At 65.1% G+C, this 15,768-nt stretch carries 12 protein-coding genes and 1 pseudogene; 8 read left to right on the top strand and 5 right to left on the bottom strand.

Translation table 11 applies throughout. The features are described 5' to 3' along the window. The first annotated feature begins 179 nt into the window (after positions 1-179). From cyoA to OWC48_RS12550, 8 genes are all read left to right on the top strand, one after another. Positions 180-1,340, top strand: coding sequence for a ubiquinol oxidase subunit II (gene cyoA / locus OWC48_RS12585; RefSeq protein ID WP_282520271.1), 1,161 nt, complete (start codon positions 180-182; stop codon positions 1,338-1,340). Between the two features lie 11 nt (positions 1,341-1,351). After that, positions 1,352-3,349 carry a cytochrome o ubiquinol oxidase subunit I gene (gene cyoB / locus OWC48_RS12580; protein ID WP_282520270.1) on the top strand — a complete coding sequence of 666 codons (1,998 nt, stop codon included), beginning with the start codon at positions 1,352-1,354 and terminating at the stop codon, positions 3,347-3,349. Continuing rightward, complete coding sequence (gene cyoC / locus OWC48_RS12575; protein WP_282520269.1) at positions 3,350-3,979, top strand: cytochrome o ubiquinol oxidase subunit III; 630 nt, start codon at positions 3,350-3,352, stop codon at positions 3,977-3,979. Next, positions 3,976-4,356: a cytochrome o ubiquinol oxidase subunit IV gene (cyoD, locus tag OWC48_RS12570; protein ID WP_028151376.1), complete on the top strand. Its 381-nt coding sequence runs from the start codon at positions 3,976-3,978 to the stop codon at positions 4,354-4,356. The genes cyoC and cyoD overlap by 4 nt, the downstream gene beginning before the upstream one ends. Next, positions 4,353-5,204, top strand: a complete 852-nt coding sequence (locus OWC48_RS12565) for an SURF1 family protein (protein ID WP_282520268.1) — start codon at positions 4,353-4,355, stop codon at positions 5,202-5,204. The genes cyoD and OWC48_RS12565 overlap by 4 nt, the downstream gene beginning before the upstream one ends. Next, positions 5,176-6,555 (top strand): ATP-binding protein, encoded by a 1,380-nt coding sequence (locus OWC48_RS12560; RefSeq protein ID WP_282520267.1) that lies wholly within the window; start codon positions 5,176-5,178, stop codon positions 6,553-6,555. The genes OWC48_RS12565 and OWC48_RS12560 overlap by 29 nt, the downstream gene beginning before the upstream one ends. Then, the gene (locus OWC48_RS12555) at positions 6,545-7,078 is read left to right on the top strand and encodes a response regulator transcription factor (protein ID WP_282520266.1); all 534 of its coding nucleotides are present in this window, start codon (positions 6,545-6,547) and stop codon (positions 7,076-7,078) included. The genes OWC48_RS12560 and OWC48_RS12555 overlap by 11 nt, the downstream gene beginning before the upstream one ends. Positions 7,079-7,218: 140 nt before the next feature. Further along, positions 7,219-8,610: an adenylate/guanylate cyclase domain-containing protein gene (locus tag OWC48_RS12550; RefSeq protein ID WP_282520518.1), complete on the top strand. Its 1,392-nt coding sequence runs from the start codon at positions 7,219-7,221 to the stop codon at positions 8,608-8,610. 83 nt (positions 8,611-8,693) lie between these two features. Here the strand turns inward: OWC48_RS12550 and OWC48_RS12545 are convergent, their stop codons facing one another. The 5 genes and pseudogenes from OWC48_RS12545 to OWC48_RS12525 all read right to left on the bottom strand — a co-directional run bounded on the left by OWC48_RS12545 (position 8,694) and on the right by OWC48_RS12525 (position 15,653). After that, positions 8,694-9,488, bottom strand: coding sequence for a CarD family transcriptional regulator (locus tag OWC48_RS12545; RefSeq protein ID WP_282520265.1), 795 nt, complete (start codon positions 9,486-9,488; stop codon positions 8,694-8,696). A 344-nt stretch (positions 9,489-9,832) separates the two neighbouring features. Further along, positions 9,833-10,171 carry a ferredoxin FdxA gene (fdxA, locus tag OWC48_RS12540; protein ID WP_063980643.1) on the bottom strand — a complete coding sequence of 113 codons (339 nt, stop codon included), beginning with the start codon at positions 10,169-10,171 and terminating at the stop codon, positions 9,833-9,835. A gap of 132 nt (positions 10,172-10,303) precedes the next feature. Then, positions 10,304-10,585, bottom strand: a pseudogene (locus OWC48_RS12535) (RNA-binding S4 domain-containing protein); the annotation flags it as partial. A gap of 10 nt (positions 10,586-10,595) precedes the next feature. Next, positions 10,596-13,982 (bottom strand): helicase-related protein, encoded by a 3,387-nt coding sequence (locus tag OWC48_RS12530; protein WP_282520264.1) that lies wholly within the window; start codon positions 13,980-13,982, stop codon positions 10,596-10,598. Positions 13,983-14,762: 780 nt separating this feature from the next. Then, entirely contained in the window at positions 14,763-15,653 is an 891-nt protein-coding gene (locus tag OWC48_RS12525; RefSeq protein WP_282520263.1) for a DUF3108 domain-containing protein, read from the bottom strand. Between the last annotated feature and the right edge of the window lie 115 nt (positions 15,654-15,768).

Raw genomic sequence — 15,768 nt, 5'->3', positions numbered from 1 at the left:
TGCGCCCTTAACGTCCTGAAAACCAAAGCCGACCGCCCGGCGGGGCGCCAGGCAATCCGCCCCTGTGTGACCCAACATTTCGCACTGCAACATTGGACAAATTGTCCAATGTCCGGATTGCTGCGCCGCAGCTACCCCTTGGGCCCGCAAAGGAAACTCATTCTCATAAGGCTCGGCCCGTGTCCCGTCTCAAGATCCTGGCGCTGCTACCTCTGGCAGCTGCGCTCAGCGGCTGCAACTACGTCGTGCTGGCGCCTGCCGGCGATATCGCAGCGCAACAGCGCGACCTCGTCATCATCTCCACCGTCCTGATGCTCCTGATCGTCGTCCCCGTGATGGCGCTGACGGTGCTGTTCGCGTGGCGCTATCGCCAGTCCAACACCTCGGCCCGCTACGAGCCGGATTGGGACCACTCGACCAAGCTCGAGCTGGTGATCTGGTCGGCGCCGCTGCTGATCATCATCTGCCTGGGCGCGCTGACCTGGATGGGCACGCATCTGCTCGACCCCTACCGCACGCTCGGCCGCATCAAAGCGGAGCAGGCCGTGGACCAGTCCAAGGCCCCGCTCGAGGTCGACGTCGTCGCGCTCGACTGGAAGTGGCTCTTCATCTATCCGGACTACGGCATCGCCACCGTCAACGACCTCGCTGCTCCGGTCGATCGTCCGATCAAATTCCGCATCACCGCCTCTTCGGTGATGAACTCGTTCTATATCCCCGCGCTCGCCGGCCAGATCTACGCGATGCCGGGCATGGAGACGAAGCTCCACGCCGTGGTGAACCATCCCGGCACCTATAAGGGCTTTTCGGCGAACTACAGCGGCGCCGGCTTCTCCGGCATGCACTTCAACTTCCAGGGCCTCGACGACAAGGGCTTTGATGCCTGGATCGCCAGCGCCAAGTCCGCCGGTGGCTCGCTCGGCCGCGCCGAATATCTCCAGTTGGAGAAGCCCAGCCAGAACGAGCCGGTGCGCCGCTACGGCACCATCGATTCCGATCTCTACCGCCTGATCCTCAACATGTGCGTCGAGACGGGCAAGATGTGCCAGAGCGAGATGATGGCGATCGACGCCAAGGGCGGCAACGGCCATGAGGGCCTGAACAACACCCTGCCGCTCGCCTACGACAAGTACGCCCGCCGCGGCAGCCCGCTCGGGCCGGAGCCGACCTTCGTCGCCGGCACCTGCACGCCCGATGCGCCGCAGGGCAAGACCACCGCCTCCATCACGGCCCCCACTGACACCGCGCCGCTGCTCGGCGCCGGCCTGAGGCGGCCGACGTTCACGCCGCTGAAGTCCTCGTCCTTCTTCCTCGGACAACGTCCGAAGTCAGACTCCTAAAGAGATCCCGCATGTCTCCTGATCTTCTCAAGCTCATCTTCGGCCGGCTCGGCCTCGAATCGCTGCCGCTGCACGAGCCGATCGTCGTCGGCACCTTCGCGGTGGTCGCGCTCGGCGGCGCCACGCTGCTCGCCGGCCTCACCTATTTCCGCCTGTGGGGCTACCTCTGGCGCGAATGGTTCACCACGGTGGACCACAAGCGCATCGGCATCATGTACATGATCCTCGGCATCGTGATGCTGCTGCGCGGCTTCGCGGACGCGCTAATGATGCGTGGCCAGCAGATGCTCGCGTTCAACGGCTCCGAAGGCTATCTCAACGCCCATCACTACGACCAGGTCTTCACCGCCCACGGCGTGATCATGATCTTCTTCGTGGCGATGCCGCTGGTCACGGGCCTGATGAACTATGTCGTGCCGCTCCAGATCGGCGCACGCGACGTGTCGTTCCCGTTCCTGAACAATTTCAGCTTCTGGATGACGGTCGGCGGCGCGGTGCTGGTGATGGCCTCGCTGTTCATCGGCGAATTCGCCCGCACCGGCTGGCTGGCTTATCCGCCGTTGTCGAACATCGGCTACAGTCCTGATGTCGGCGTCGACTATTACATCTGGGCGCTGCAGGTCGCCGGCGTCGGCACGACGTTATCCGGCATCAACCTGATCTGTACCATCGTCAAGTTGCGGTGCCCCGGCATGACCATGATGAAGATGCCGGTCTTCACCTGGACCTCGCTCTGCACCAACATCCTGATCGTCGCCTCCTTCCCCGTTCTGACCGTCGTGCTCGCGCTGCTCTCGCTCGATCGCTACGTCGGCACCAACTTCTTCACGAACGATTTCGGCGGCAGCCCGATGATGTACGTGAACCTGATCTGGATCTGGGGCCATCCCGAGGTCTACATCCTGGTTCTCCCCGCCTTCGGCGTCTTCTCGGAGGTCACCTCGACCTTCTCGGGCAAGCGCCTGTTCGGCTACACCTCGATGGTCTACGCCACGGTGGTCATCACCATCCTGTCGTACCTGGTCTGGCTGCACCACTTCTTCACGATGGGCTCCGGCGCCAGCGTCAACTCGTTCTTCGGCATCACCACGATGATCATCTCGATCCCGACGGGCGCGAAGATGTTCAACTGGCTGTTCACGATGTATCGCGGCCGTATCCGCTACGAGCTGCCGATGTTGTGGACGATCGCGTTCATGCTGACCTTCGTGCTCGGCGGCATGACCGGCGTGCTGCTGGCGGTGCCGCCGGCCGACTTCGTTCTGCACAACAGCCTGTTCCTGATCGCGCATTTCCACAACGTGATCATCGGCGGCGTGGTGTTCGGCGCCTTTGCCGGCATCAATTACTGGTTCCCGAAGGCGTTCGGCTTCAAGCTCGATGTGTTCTGGGGCAAGCTGTCGTTCTGGTTCTGGGTCGTCGGCTTCTACCTCGCCTTCATGCCGCTCTACGTGCTCGGCCTGATGGGCGTGACCCGCCGCCTGCGCGTGTTCGACGATCCCAGCCTCCAGATCTGGTTCGTCATCGCCGCGATCGGCGCCTTCCTCGTCTTCCTCGGCATCCTCTGCATGCTGATGCAGTTCGCGGTCTCTTTCCTCAAGCGCGAGCAGCTCAAGGACGTCACCGGCGATCCCTGGGATGCGCGCACTCTGGAATGGGCGACCTCCTCACCCCCGCCGGACTACAACTTCGCTTTCACCCCCGTCGTTCACGACAATGACGCGTGGTGGGACATGAAGAAGCGCGGCTACCAGCGTCCGCTCACCGGGTTCAGGCCGATCCACATGCCCAGCAGCACCGGCACCGGCATCATCCTCGCCGGCTTCGCCACCGCAATGGGATTTGGCCTGATCTGGTACATCTGGTGGCTGGCGGCTGGGAGCTTCATCGCGATGCTCGTCGTCGGGATCGGTCACACCTTCAACTATCACCGCGACTTCGACATTCCGGCTGAAGACGTCATCCGGACCGAGGACGCGCGTACCAAACTGCTCGCCGGAGCCAAGTAAATGACTGTCTCTGTCAATCCCGCCCAGACCGGCGAGCCGATGTTCTACCTCGCCGACGAACACCCGCATCCCGAAGGCTACAGCACCTCGCTCGGCTTCTGGATCTACCTGATGAGCGACTGTCTCATCTTCGCGATGCTGTTCGCCGCCTTCGGCGTGCTCGGCGGCAACTACGCCGCCGGTCCCGCCCCGAAGGACCTGTTCGAGCTGCCGCTGGTCGCCGTGAACACCTCGATGCTGCTGCTGTCGTCGATCACCTATGGCTTTGCCATGCTGACGATGCAGCAGAACAAGATCGCCCAGACCCAGATGTGGCTGGCGATCACCGGCCTGTTCGGCCTCGCCTTCATCGGCATCGAGCTCTCCGAGTTCGCCCACATGATCCATGAAGGCGCGACGCCCCAGCGCAGCGCCTTCCTGTCCGCCTTCTTCACCCTGGTTGGCACCCACGGCCTGCACGTCTCCTGCGGCCTGATCTGGCTGGTGACGTTGATGGTGCAGGTCTGGAAGTTCGGCCTGATCGAAGCCAACCGCCGCCGCCTGATGTGCCTGTCGATGTTCTGGCACTTCCTCGATGTGGTCTGGATCGGCGTCTTCACCTTCGTCTATCTCCTGGGAGTTCTGCGATGAACACCGATACCCACGCCGCTCACGCGGGCGACCATCACCACGACGACGGCCACGCGCACAGCACGTTCTCGGGCTACATGCTCGGCTTCGTGCTCTCGGTCGTGCTGACCGCGATCCCGTTCTGGCTGGTGATGAGCGGCGCGCTGCCGAGCAAGCAGATCACCGCGCTGGTCATCATGGCCTTCGCGGTCGTGCAGATCGTCGTGCACATGATCTACTTCCTGCACATGAACACCAAGTCCGAGAACGGCTGGAGCATGATGGCACTGATCTTCACCATCGTCATGGTGGTGATCGCGCTGTCCGGGTCGCTGTGGGTGATGAACCACCTCAACAGCAACATGATGCCGATGCACGAGATGACGGGAATGAAGTGAGCGAGATCCGGACCGTGACGAGCAAGGCGGATGGGGCGCGCGGCAAGGCTGCGCGCTTCCCGTCTCTGTGGCTCACGGCCCTCGCGCTCACCGCCTTTGCTGTTCTGATCGCGCTCGGCGTCTGGCAGATCGAACGGCGCACCTGGAAATTGGCGCTGATCGACCGCGTCGAGCAGCGCGTCCATGCCCCGGCCCAGCCGATCCCGTCGCCCGCGGCCTGGCCGGCCGTCTCCACCGCAAGCGACGAATACAGGCACGTCAGCGTCACCGGCCGCTTCCTGCATGACCGCGAGACACTGGTTCAGGCCGTGACCGAGGAAGGCCCCGGCTATTGGGTGCTGACGCCGCTTCAGCGCGGCGACGGCGCGCTGGTCCTGGTCAATCGCGGCTTCGTGCCGTCCGAGCGGCGCGACGCATCGACGCGCCAGAGCGGCAATCCGGACGGCCAGGTCGAGATCACGGGCCTGCTCCGCATGACCGAGCCGCAAGGCGGTTTTCTCAGGAACAACGTGCCCCAGCACAACCGCTGGTATTCGCGGGATGTCGCCGCGATTGCGGCAGCGCGCGGCCTCCATGAGGTCGCGCCCTTCTTCATCGATGCAGACGCCGGATCACTTTCCGGCAGCGGCCCGATCGGCGGATTGACCGTGATCCGCTTTCCCAATAACCACCTGATCTACGCGCTGACGTGGTTTGCTCTGGCTTTCATGCTGGCGGGTAAACTTTTCGTCACATTCGGTGGCGGGCTGTTCCGCCGCAAGCGCTTCGTCCACGAACCGGCCGGCGGCTCGGATGCCTCCGCCCGCAGGACGGGATCAGATGCTGGAACGATCGTCGAATCTACCTGACGACGGAATGACGCATGACGCCGTCACACTGCAATCGCAGGCGGACGCGCGCAGCGAGCTGATCGGCGTTGCGCCGACCGACGACGAGACCAACCGCAAGAACATGGCGCTGCTGATCCAGCTGCGCTGGACCGCGGTGGTCGGCCAGATCGTGACCATCGGCGGCGTGCATTTTGGCCTGGGTATTCCCCTGCCATTGGAACGGATGGGCGCGGTGATCGGCGCGCTGGTGCTGCTCAACGTCTCCAGCCTCGTCTGGGTGCGCCATCGCGCAGCGATCACCAACAACGAGCTGCTGGTCGCCTTGATGCTCGACGTCGTCGCGCTGACCGCGCAGCTCTACCTCAGCGGCGGCGCCACCAATCCCTTCACCTCGCTGTTCCTGCTCCAGGTCACCCTGGGCGCGGTGCTGCTTAATGCCCGCTCTACCTGGTCGCTGGTCGCACTGACCTGCGCGAGTTTCATCTGGCTGACCATGGCCTACCGGCCGCTCGACCTGCCGCCTAACCCGATCAGCGAGGCCTACAGTCTCACCGTAACAGGCATGCTGCTGGGCTTCGTCCTCAACGCCGTGCTGCTGGTCGTGTTCGTCACCCGCATCAACAGGAATTTGCGCGAGCGCGATGCGCATCTGGCGGCGCTGCGCCAGCATGCGGCCGAGCAGGACCACATCGTCCGCATGGGCCTGCTCGCCTCCGGCGCGGCGCATGAGCTCGGCACGCCGCTGGCCTCGCTGTCGGTCATCCTCAGCGACTGGCGCCGCATGCCCGATCTCGCCGCCGATCAGGAACTTGCCGAGGATCTCGCGGAGATGGAAACCTCTCTGCAACGCTGCAAGACCATCGTGACGGGCATCCTGGTGTCGGCGGGCGAGGCGCGCGGCGAAGGCTCCTCGCCGACGACGGTGACGGCCTTCGTCACCGCGCTGGTGGACGAGTGGCGCGACGCGCGCTCGGCGCGCACGCTCTATTTCGTCAACACGTTCGGCGAGGACGTCGCGATCGTCTCGGACATCGCGCTGAAGCAGGTGATCTTCAACGTGCTCGACAATGCCTATGAGGTCTCGCGCGAATGGGTGGAGCTGCTGGCCGAGCGCGAGGGCGACAATCTCGTGCTGTCGATCAGCGATCGCGGCCCGGGCTTCGCGCCGGAGATGCTGGCGCAGCTCGGAAAACCCTATCACTCGAGCAAGGGCCGCGCCGGCGGCGGGCTCGGCCTGTTCCTGGTGGTGAACGTCGTGCGCAAGCTCGGCGGCAGCGTGACCGCCGAGAACCACAGGAAGCGCGGCGCCACCGTCCGCCTGACGCTGCCGCTCGCAACGCTCGCGATCGGAGGGAAGTTTGACGCCTGACCGTTCGCTCATCGTCGTCGAGGACGATGCCGGCTTCGCGCGCACGCTGAGACGCTCGTTCGAGCGCCGCGGCTACGACGTCGTCCTCGCAGCTTCGATCGAAGAGGTGCGGAAGGTGCTGGAGGAGCGATCCTTCGGACACGCAGTGGTCGATCTCAAGCTCGGCGGCGCCTCGGGCCTCGCCTGCGTCGAGCTGCTGCACACGCACGATCCGGAGATGCTGATCGTGGTGCTGACCGGCTTTGCCAGCATCTCCACGGCCGTCGAGGCGATCAAGCTTGGCGCCTGCCACTACCTGGCAAAGCCGTCGAACACCGACGATATCGAAGCCGCCTTCAACAGGGCCGAAGGCAACGCCGAAGTCGCACTCGATGCACGGCCGACATCGATCAAGACGCTGGAATGGGAGCGCATCCACCAGACGCTGATCGAGACCGATTTCAACATCTCGGAAGCGGCACGAAGGCTGGGCATGCACCGGCGCACGCTGGCAAGGAAGCTCGAGAAGCGGCCGGTGAAGTGAGCGGTTCGCTGCGCGGGTGGAAAACACTCACCCGAGCTGATGACCTCGCGGCCATGCATCACTAGACTGAAGATCGGTTGCGGCGGCTGACAGCCGTCGTCGTGCTGCAACGGCCCAAGCGAGGAGACCGCCCCGTGACAATGCTCGTCGAGCGCCGCGAATCGTCTGCCGAGCCTTCGCGCGCGCGCAGCCAGCGCGAGACCGAAACCGTCCAGTTCGCGCAGGCCGCACTCGCATCCGCCAAGCAGGAGGGCCTGCAACTGGCCGTGCGGGCGCGCTATGTCGCGCTTGCCATCATCGCTTGCCTGCTGCCGGCCATCAACCCGGCATGGGAGCAGCTCTACTACGTGGCGCTGCTGGGCCTGTTCGCACTGATCGGCTGGGCCCAGGTCAGGGTTGGGCGGGTCGGCGTGTCGCGGTCGGAATTGGCGCTTTTGTTCTGCGACCTGGCGCTGCTCACATTCGTCATCGTCGTCCCGAACCCCTTCGGCACGACGCACTGGCCGGTGGCGATGCAGTACCATTTCGGCAACTTCATCTACTTCTTCGTGCTGCTCTCGGGCGCCACGCTGGCCTATTCCTGGCGAACCGTGGTTGCGGTCGGGACATGGACCGCAGCGCTCTGGGTGATCGGCATAGCCTGGGTGTGGTGGCAACCTGATCGCGATCCCGCACTGACCGCCCGCATTGCGGACGCGGTGGGCAGCGATCACAGGCTGTTCGCGCTGATCTCGCCCGCTGCGATCGGATTCGGCATCCGCATCCAGGAAATCGTCGTCTTCATGATCGTCGCCGTGACGCTGGCGCTCGCCGTCCGCCGCAGCAACGATCTGCTGATCCGGCATGCCGCGGTGGAACGGGAGCGCGGCAATCTTGCGCGCTACTTTTCACCCAACGTCGTGACGGAATTGTCGAAGCACGACGAGCCACTGAAACAGGTGCGCACGCAGGACGTCGCGGTGCTGTTCGTGGATATCGTCGGCTTCACGGCCTTTGCCGATGCGCGCACCCCGGAGGAGGTGGTGCGGACGTTGCGCGAATTCCACGGATTGATGGAGCAGGAGGTTTTCCGTCACGACGGCACGTTGGACAAATATCTGGGTGACGGATTGATGGCGACATTCGGCACGCCCTTCGCCGGCACGCGCGACGCCAGCAACGCGCTGCGCTGTGCCCAGGCCATGATCGCGGCGGCGGACAGGTGGAGCGCGCAGCGAAGAGCATCCGGTGAGCCGCCGATGCACGTCAGCTTTGGCCTGCATTACGGGCCGGTGGTGCTCGGCGACATCGGGCACACCTGTCTGGAATTTGCCGTGATCGGCGCGACCGTCAACGCAGCAAGCCGTCTCGAAGCGCTGACGCGCACGCTCGACTGCGCGCTGGTGGCAAGCCACGATCTCGTCAGCCGCGCCATGCTGGAGCTCGGCAGCACAGCCGAGACATTTGCATCGTTGATCGCGCTGGATCCCCAAGCGATCCGCGGGCTCGAGCGGCCGATCGCGATCTGGACCCAGCCGCGCGCGGCGCCGTAGGGCAAGGCTCGACCGCCGTTGCATCAGAAACGAAAAGCCCGGCCAAGCAGCCGGGCTTTTGATCTCTTGCCTTGACGACGCGCTTAGGCGGCCTCGTCGGCGACGGTGGTGTCGTCGCCATCGGTATCGTCGGTCTCGCCCTCGGCATCCGCCTCGCCTTCAGCGGCTTCCGCCTTGGCGCCGGTACGACGCGGGCTCTTGGCGAGCTGGGCCTCGATCTCCTTGACCGCTTCGGTCTCGGTCGAGTGCTGCACAACCGCGATCTCGCGGGAGAGACGATCGAGCGCCGCTTCATAGAGTTGGCGTTCAGAGTAAGACTGCTCGGGCTGCGACTCGGAACGGTAGAGGTCGCGCACGACTTCGGCGATCGCGACGATGTCGCCCGAATTGATCTTTGCTTCGTATTCCTGGGCGCGGCGCGACCACATGGTGCGCTTGACGCGGGCGCGGCCCTTCAGCGTCTCCAGCGCCTTCTTCACCAGCGCGGGGTCGGACAGCTTGCGCATGCCGACGTTGGCGACCTTGGCGGTCGGCACGCGCAGCGTCATCTTGTCCTTGATGAAATTGATGACGAACAGCTCGAGCTTCGCACCGGCGATCTCCTGCTCCTCGATGGCCAGGATCTGGCCGACGCCGTGAGCGGGATAGACCACGAATTCGTTGGCCTTGAAGCCCTGACGCTGGGTCACGACCTTCTTTTCCTCGACCTTCGGCGCAGCAGCCGCCGGCTTCACGACCGGCTTGGCAGCGACAGGAGCCTTGGCAGGAGCAGCAGCAACGGGAGCCTTCGGCGCGGCCGGCTTGACAGCGGGAGCCTTGGCAGCAGCAGGCTTGGCAACGGTCGCTTTCGCGGCCGGTTTGGCAGTCTTGTTAGGCATTGCGCTTCTTTTGTTCTTCGAGGACTTTGCAGCCGGTGCCTTCGTCGCGGTCCGACCCTTGGATGCGCTACGGCTGGCCGCGGCGACTTTTTTGGCCTCCTTATGGGAAGCCCTCGCTGAAGTACTCTTTTTACGCGTTTTCTGTGACACAGCCTGCGCGCGGAAACTGCCACGCCCCTGTTCGACATTTGGTTTCACGGGAACCCAACGGGGCCAACGGGGCTGACGGGGTTCGGCTTAATGTGCCCAATATAGCACATTTCCCGCAAAAATCAATGATTTAGGGACTTTTGTGACTGGTTTTCGGCGCCGACGAAGGTATTAGGGTTAAGTTTGGGCGAGAATTAGTCTCCCGAGCCTGGGTTCGGAGAAAAATATTTCTCGAACTTGCCTTCCTGGCCGTCGAATTCCTTCGCGTCGGGGGGTGATTCTTTCTTCTGGGTGATGTTCGGCCAGCTTTTGGCGTAGTCGGCATTGACCTGGAGCCACTTTTCCAGGCCCGGTTCCGTGTCCGGCTTGATGGCGTCGGCTGGGCATTCCGGCTCGCACACGCCGCAGTCGATGCATTCGTCAGGATGGATGACGAGCATGTTCTCGCCCTCGTAGAAACAGTCGACCGGGCAGACCTCGACGCAGTCGGTGTACTTGCACTTGATGCAGGCTTCAGTGACGACGTAAGTCATCCAACGCTCCGAAAAGCTCTTTTAAAAGTCGCGGCTTGCGTAGCGCGGATGGCCCGGCGCCGCAAGGTCGGGAACGGCCGATCATGACGGCTTTACGCGTTTGATCGACCAAGAAATGAATTCAAAGCGCAATTAATTGCGCTGAGAACTTTGATTGCCTTCGCTCAGCTCCTCGTAGAGCACGCGGGCCGAGGCGGCATCGCCGCGGCGCTCGTTGAAAGCGGTTACTTTCAGCACGCGCACGGTGCGATCGAGCGCGATGGTGATCACGTCGCCGATCTTGATCGCATGGCCCGGCGACTTCTCGCGTGTGCCGTTGATGCGAACGTGGCCGGACTCAACGAGCTCGGCCGCGGAGGTGCGCGCCTTCACCACCCGCGCGTGCCACAGCCATTTGTCGAGACGCTGCCGCTCGGTCGTGGGATCACTCCTTGCGACCGGACAGCTGCTCTTTCAGCGCAGCAAGCTTTGCGAAGGGCGAGTTCGGATCGGCCGGACGATCGCGCTCGCGCGGGTTGGCGCTCGAGGCGTAGGGGCGCAGCGAGGGACCGCCCTGGCGGTCGCGGCCCTTGTCGCGGTCACGACCGCGATTGTCGCGGCCCTTGTCCCGATCTCCGCCGAACTTGCCCTTGTTGCGATCGCGATCCTTGTTGTCGCGATCCTTGCCCTCGAAGCGGCGGTTCCTGTCGTCGCGCCCCTCTGGACGCGGCGCGCCTTCGGCGCCACCTTCGCGCGGCTTGCGGAAATCTCTGCCGCCATCGCGGCGATGACCGCCGTGACGATGACGCTCGCCGCGCTTCTCGCCGTCAGCGGCTTGCGCTGCTTCGCCTTCCGCTGGTGCAACACCCGCCTCGGCGCCCGCCTGCGGGCGCTGATTGTGGTGACGCTGGTGGCGATGACGCTCGTGGCGCGGCTTGCGATCCTCGTGGCGGCCGCCGGGGCGCCAGACCTCGACGAGTTCGGGCTCGGCAGGCGCAGCGGCAGCCTCGACGGGCGCGGCCGCATCGGCGGATGCAGCGGCTTCCGTTGCAGCAGCCTCGGCGGGGGCGGCCTCCACAGCCTCGGTGGGTGCAGCAGCAGCCTCTTCCGCCGGCGGCGCGATGCCGGGGGCATCCTCGGGCGTGACGGGGGCATCAGGCGATGCTTCGAGCGCCGGCTCCTCGTGCGCGGGCTCGTCGTGCTGCTCCATGCCGGGCGCGTCTTCGACGGTGACTGGCTCGGCGGCAGCTTCGATCGCGGTGTCCGCGGTTGTCGCAGCATCGTCGGTCGCAGTCGGTTCCGTCGGAGCCTCCGCGCTGGCTTCGGCCGCCGGCGTCTCGACGGCAGCAGCCACCGGCTTCGGCGGCAGCGGCGCACGCTTCTCCATGCGATAGCCGAGCGCGCGCAGCACCGAGGCGAAATCCTCGCCGGCCGAGCCGGTGAGCGAGGTCATCGCCTGCGTCACCACAAAGCTGCGGCCGTCGAACGCGCCGGCAGGCTTTTCGCCGGGCGAGTTCTCGCGCCAGGCCAGCGCCGGGCGGATCAGGTCGGCGAGCCGCTCCAGGATGTCGACGCGCACGGCGCGCTCGCCGGCCTGCTTGTAGCCGAGCACGCGATAGGCATCGCGCGGCAGCTGCTTGTCGACCGGGAACGAGGTGCGGCCCGAAGATGCCAGATGCTGCGCGCCCGAGAGCGACGACAGATCGACATTGTCCTGCTTCAGCGCCCACAGCAGTGCGGCCAGCGCACGGCCGGCGGGCTTCAGCAGGCCGGGGAAATAGATGTGATAGGCCCCGAAGCGGACGCCGTATTTGCGCAACACGGCACGCGAGGGCTGGTCGAGATCCTTCAGCTCGTTGGCGATCTTGGGACGCTCGAGCACGCCGAGCGCCTCGACCAGCTGATAGGCGATGCCGCGGGCAATGCCGGTGACGTCCTCGGCCTTCGAGAGCTCGAACATCGGCCCGAGCAGCTTTTCGATATGCGTCTTGAGCCAGAGCTCGAGCCGGGCCTGCACCTTCTCACGCGGGCTACCGGTGAGGCGCTCGTCGGAGATGATGCGGATGCGCGGCTGCAGCGCCTCCTCCGCGGCAGACAGGCGCGCCACGGCATCGCCGGTCCAGCGGATGGTGCCTTCCGAGGTCAGCACGAACTGATCGTCCGGCGCATTGCCCAGTTTTTCGGCGCGCGCGTTGATCTCGCCGGCGAGCACCGCTTGCGCTGCAGCCTGCAAGGCTTTCGCATCGGAGCCTGCTTCCGCTGCATCCGGTGCAAAGGTGAAGCCATCGAGGCGGCCGATGACATGGCCTTCGACGATGACTTCGCCGGTCTTGCCGATTTCAGTATTCAAGCTCGTGTTCTCCCGCAGGCGGCGCATCAATACACTGGTCCGGCGATCAACGAAACGCTCAGTCAAGCGTTCATGGAGCGCATCCGATAATTTATTTTCGACCTCCCGCGCGATCCCCTGCCAGCGTTCGAGGTCCCGCAGCCAGTCCGGGCGGTTGGCGACGAAGGTCCAGGTGCGAATTTGCGCGATCCGGGCCGACAGCGTGTCGATGTCGCCGTCGATGCGGTCGGCCTGGTCGACCTGGGCCGCGAACCAGGAATCGGGGATGCAGCCCTTCTGCATCAGGAACCCGTACAGCGTGGTGACGAGCTCGGCATGGGCGGCCGGCGACAGTTTTCGGTAATCGGGGACCTGGCAGGCCTCCCACAGCCGTTCCACCGCCGCCTTGCCATGCGCGATATCGCGCACCTCGACGTCGCGGGCGGCGTGATCGAGCACGCGCATGTCCTCGGCGATCGGCGCGCGCGTCAGCGCCTCATGGCCGGGCGACTGGTTCAGCGACACCTGGAGCGCGCCGAGGGAGGCGAAATCCAGCTTCGCATTGCGCCATTGCAGCATCTTCACGTTGTCGAAGGTGTGGTTCTGCAGCGCGTTGACGAGCTCGGGCTCGAACGGGGCGCAGCGGCCCGTCGTCCCGAAGGTGCCGTTGCGCGTGGCGCGGCCCGCACGGCCGGCGATCTGCGCGAATTCGGCCGGCGTCAGGCGGCGGAACTGGTAGCCGTCGAATTTGCGGTCGGAGGCGAAGGCGACGTGGTCGACGTCGAGATTGAGGCCCATGCCGACGGCGTCGGTGGCGACGAGGTAGTCGACGTCGCCGTTCTGGAACATCTCCACCTGCGCATTGCGCGTGCGGGGCGAGAGCGATCCCAGCACCACGGCCGCGCCGCCATGCTGGCGGCGGATCAGCTCGGCGATGGCGTAGACCTCGTCGGCCGAGAAGGCGACGATGGCGGTGCGGCGCGGCTGGCGCGTGATCTTGCGGTCGCCGGCGAATTCCAGCTGCGACAGGCGCGGCCGCGTGATCATGGACACGCCGGGCAGCAGCCGCTCGATGATCGGGCGCATCGTGGCGGCGCCCAGCAGCAGCGTCTCGTCGCGGCCGCGGCGGTTGAGGATGCGGTCGGTGAAGACGTGGCCGCGTTCGAGATCGGAGGCGATCTGGACTTCGTCGACGGCAAGGAAAGAGACGTCGAGGTCGCGCGGCATCGCCTCGACGGTGGAGACCCAATAGCGCGGGTTCTTCGGCTTGATCTTCTCCTCGCCGGTCACGAGCGCGACGGCCTCGCTGCCGACCCTGGCTGCGATCTTGTTGTAGACCTCGCGCGCGAGCAGCCGCAGCGGCAGCCCGATCACGCCAGAGGGATGCGCGAGCATCCGCTCGATGGCGAGATGGGTCTTGCCGGTGTTGGTCGGCCCGAGCACCGCAGTGACGCCCGCGCCGGGTGCGCGCTCGGAGGCGAAGGGGGAGGAGGAGAAGGCCATGTCTGGGGATTAGGTAGTGGCGATTTGGGCGAATGTCAGTGCTGTTTTGGGGTGTGTTGAGGGCTGTGAGGTGTCAGCCATGTCTCCGAACGCTACCCTGCAGCCAGGCATTCCGCTGTCATGCCCCGGCTCGACCGGGGCATCCAGTACGCCGCGGCCTGCCCGCTCGACCACAGCCGCCTCGGCGTACTGGATCGCCCGGTCAAGCCGGGCGATGACACCAAGCGTGTGGGAGCGCGCTCCCCAAACCTCGCGCAACTGTCTCACTTTGCGACGCTTTTCCCGTTGGCCTTAAGCTTCGGAACGACTCTAGAACGAATCGCGGCCGAATCGCTGACTCCCGCTGAAGTCCTGTTCCGTTCACGCCACATGTCGCGGGACTCTTATTGGCTGTGCACTAGATGGAGTTTTGCCCTGCCGCACAAGCGGCGTTTCGATGACTGGTTCCTTAAAATTGGGGACGGCGCGGAGTCGAATCAGAATCGGAGAGGAGTCAAATGGATTCCGGACCAGAGGGCGCCAAACTCATTTTCGCGAAAACAACCCCATGCACAGTAGAAACGGGTGGCGCGGTAATGGTGGGGCGGCGATGGGTAAGGTGTTGATGCGGCGGGCTTTCTTACCCTCCCCTGGAGGGGGAGGGTCGTGACGCATGGAGCGAAGCGAAATGCGGCGCGGGGTGGGGTGATCTCTCCCCTCGAACAGTGCCCGTGGGGAGAGATCACCCCACCCCGCTCGCGCTGCGCGCGATCGACCCTCCCCCTCCAGGGGAGGGTAAGATCACTGCGTCTTGGCGACCTTTGGCGGCTGGGCTGAGGTGATGAAGCTGGTCGCTTCCAGCATGGCCGGGCCGAGCGGCGTTGGCACCTTCAGCCAGAACGGAACCAGGATGCGCGTGCCTGCCACCGGTGCGAACGCGATCTCGATGTTGCGCTGGGCGGCGAGGTATTTGATCACGGGGCGATCGGGGATGTAGCCCGCCACGGGGACGAAATAGAGCGCGCAGACCACGACCGGGCCCCTGTAGCCCTTCTCGGCCTTCACGCTCTCCATGCGCTTGAAATCGAGCTTGAGATCGTAGCGCATGCGGCCGTCGAACACCGGCGCGGCGTTGCGGCAGGCATCCGGCGTCACGGGGTCGCCGGTGCCGGGCACGCGCAGCAGCGAGGCCGTCATCGGGTCCCAGACGCCGCGGCGATGCGCGTCGGTGACGACGATGCGGTCGGCATCAACAGGCGGCTCCGGCACGATGCCGAACTCCTTCACATTCCCCTTGTCGAGCGTGATGTGGATCTGTTCGGTCTTCTTCGAGGTGGTGGTGGAGGCCTGGTAGCCGGTCGCGACCAGCGCGCCGTTGACCACCCTGCCTTGCGAGGCGCCGGTGCCGGACCCGCCCGCGAAGGATTTCAGCAGCCCCGCGGTGCCGCCGGAGGCCGCGGCCGCGAACACGTCGTCCCCGATGTCGATGTTCCAGGCGCCCTTGCCGACCGGAATGCCCGCCAGCGTCGCCTCATACTGCGCCTCGAGCTTGCCCTGCGCCGCCACGGGCTCCGCCCCCCACGCGACGACGAGCCCGCAAAGGGCCGCGAAGGCAAGCCGGCCGGCGGAGCGCGGACCGACTGAGCGCGGGCTGACCGAGCCTTGGGGCCAAAGTCGTGGTGATGCGAGCACGAAACAATCCAATCGGGGCGCGAACGGTTGTTACTTAAGCCAAAAACCGCCGCAAACAATGCGTCCGGGCGTCAAGGCTTGCGGAACTCCACCTGACGTTTCGGGGGTGAATACG

It is taken from the genome of Bradyrhizobium sp. Arg816 (assembly GCF_029989365.1).
Lineage (GTDB): Bacteria > Pseudomonadota > Alphaproteobacteria > Rhizobiales > Xanthobacteraceae > Bradyrhizobium.
This window is presented reverse-complemented; position numbering and strand designations above follow the sequence as displayed.